A 245-nucleotide genomic window follows, 5' to 3' on the forward strand; every position below is an offset into this window, starting at 1 on the left:
CATCGCGTAAGTCTCGCCCACTTGTGCATTGTAATTCCTTAAGCTCAGCCTTCCCCCTAGCAGCTGTTTAACTCTATACATCGCTGTTTCTGACAAAGATCGTTTGTGGTATCCATACCGCTCTTTCCAGTGCTGATTTGAGCCGTATAACTTCTGGCAACCCACTGCTAGGTTTCTAGGGTGACCCCGCTCCCAGAAGGCTGCACCTTCTCTTGGAGGAACAAGCGCAACAGCCCTTTTTATCT

1 pseudogene is annotated in these 245 nt (G+C 49.4%); it reads right to left on the bottom strand.

The window, feature by feature from the left end:
* Positions 1 to 245: pseudogene (locus HC752_RS24595) on the bottom strand (IS5/IS1182 family transposase); the annotation flags it as partial.

The organism is Vibrio sp. S9_S30 (assembly GCF_014694455.1).
Classification (GTDB): Bacteria; Pseudomonadota; Gammaproteobacteria; order Enterobacterales; family Vibrionaceae; genus Vibrio.